This window comes from Bacillota bacterium (assembly GCA_040754675.1).
GTDB lineage: Bacteria > Bacillota > Limnochordia > Limnochordales > Geochordaceae > Geochorda.
On sequence record JBFMCJ010000653.1, the window covers coordinates 1 to 2,137 of the forward strand.

A 2,137-nucleotide genomic window follows, 5' to 3' on the forward strand; every position below is an offset into this window, starting at 1 on the left:
CGCCCAGCACCTTGCCCGTCACGCCGAACGCCCGGGACCGGGATCCGCCGCAGACCTCCCTGAATTCGCACCGGCCGCAGCGGCCCTCAAGCTGGCCGGGGTCCCGAAGCGAGCGCAGCAACGGCGAGTGGCGGTAGATCTCCGGTAACGTCCGGGCCCGCACATCGCCGGCTGCGAGCGGCAGGAAACCGCTCGGGTAGACCACGCCGAGGTGGGAGATGAAGACAAAGCCGCGCCCCGCATTGACGTCCAGGGGCGTCCGGCGCATGGGGCCAGGGCTGTTCAGGTCAACGTCCGGCGCGACCTCATCAAGCGCCCGCCGCAGGCGCCTGTACGTCTCTCCCAGCGGCAGCACCGACTCGGGCGGGATGCCGCGGCGTTCCAGGACCTGGCGCTGGATGACGACCCGCCGGAAGTGGTGGCCCTCAGTGGTCTTCAGCGACACCACCTTGTCGGCATCGTACAGGAAGTGCAGCACGTCCTCGAACTGCTCGGGCGTGATGGGCGAAAGCTGGCGGCCCCGCCCCGTCGGAACCAGGAAGAAGGCGCTCCACGTCATGGCGCCAAAGCGGCGCACCAGCGCCACGATGTTGGGCAGGTCGTAAAGGTTGTGGGGGCCCACGGTGGTGTTGATCTGCACCTTGAAGCCCAGTTCCCGAGCCGCCTGCCATCCGGCGATCGTCCAGTCGTACACCCCGTCCACCTGCCGGAAACGGTCGTGGATGGCCGCCGTCGAGCCGTCCAGGCTCAACGACAGCGCAACGGCGCCGGCCTCCCGCAGCCGCCTGAGGTTTTCGCGGCTTAGGGACGGCGTACCGGACGGCGATACCGACACCGGCAGGCCGATGCGGGTGCCGTACTCGACCAGTTCGAACAGGTCGGGCCGCTTGAAGGGATCGCCGCCGGTCATCACAAACAGCGGGGGCGGCGGGCCGAACGAGGCGATGTCGTCGAGCAGCCGGCGGGCCTCGGCAGTGGTGAGTTCCTGCGGGTGGCGCTCCGGTATGGCCTCGGCCCGGCAATGCTGGCAGGCCAGGTCGCAGGCCCGCGTCAGTTCCCAGATGACGATGAACGGCCGCTCGGACAGGTCGTAGCGGGCGCGGCGGATTGGGTGGCGCATGGATTTCACGGCAACTCGCTCCAGGTTGCCCGGCAAGGCCGGGGAGTTAGGTTTGCTCAGCTTGCCCGAGTTCTGCTCAAGATTATCACCCGGACGCGCCGATCTGTCACGTGACGCCTATCACGGCCGGAGGTACCGCGCGGGGCGCAGCTTCGCGGCGGCGATAGGGGGCCCAGTGGCATGCGTGCGATGGTGACGGGAGCAACGGGGTTCGTGGGCCGCCATCTGGTGAGGGCGCTGCTTGAGGCCGGGCACGAGGTGACCGTCGTTCGCCGCGCCACGTCGCCGGCGGAGCGCCTGCAGGGCCTCCCGGTGCAGCACGTCGTCGCCGACCTAACGGAACCCGAATCGCTCAAGGGGACGATGGACGGCGTGGACTGGGTCTTCCACGTGGCCGCAGACCTCTCGTGGTGGCGGGCAGCCCGCGCCCGCCAGTGGGCGGTCAACGTCGAGGGCACCCGGCGGGTGGTCACCGAGGCGCTCCGGGCCGGCGTGAAGCGGCTGGTCTACACGAGTTCGGTGGCGGCGGTGGGCTTTCCCGACCGGGGCGAGGTGGCGGACGAGAGCTTCCCGTTCAACGGCTACCGGCTTGGCATCCAGTACGCGATCTCCAAGTGGGAGGCCGAGCAGCGGGTGCTGGAAGGGGTGCGGCGGGGGCTCGACGCGGTCATCGTGAACCCCGCCACCATCATGGGCGATGAAAGCCCGCGCCCCGGCTCCCTTGTCGACCTGGTGGCCCGGGGGGCTCTGCCCGCCTGGGCGGGGGGCGGCACCAACTTCTGTGACATCGACGACGTGGTGGCAGGCCACCTGGCCGCCGCCGAACGCGGCAAGACAGGCCAGCGCTACATCCTCGGCGGCCACAATGTGACGTTTCGCGAGATGATCGAGGCGCTGGCGCGGGCTGCCGGCGTGCGCCCCCCGTCCCGCCGCGCTCCCCGGCCGCTCGTGCGGGCGGCGGCCTGGGCAATGGAAGGAGCTGCCGTCGTCACGCGCCGGCCGCCGGCGCTCACCCGG

At 70.6% G+C, this 2,137-nt stretch carries 2 protein-coding genes; one reads left to right on the forward strand and one right to left on the reverse strand.

The genetic code is table 11. The annotated features are described in order from the left end of the window. Window positions 1-1,120: TIGR04053 family radical SAM/SPASM domain-containing protein (locus AB1609_22110; protein ID MEW6049129.1), on the reverse strand; the 1,120-nt coding region annotated here is incomplete at its 3' end. Between the two features lie 180 nt (window positions 1,121-1,300). Between AB1609_22110 and AB1609_22115 the strand changes: the two genes are divergently transcribed. Beyond that, a partial coding sequence (locus AB1609_22115) for an NAD-dependent epimerase/dehydratase family protein (GenBank protein MEW6049130.1) occupies window positions 1,301-2,137 on the forward strand: 837 nt, incomplete at its 3' end.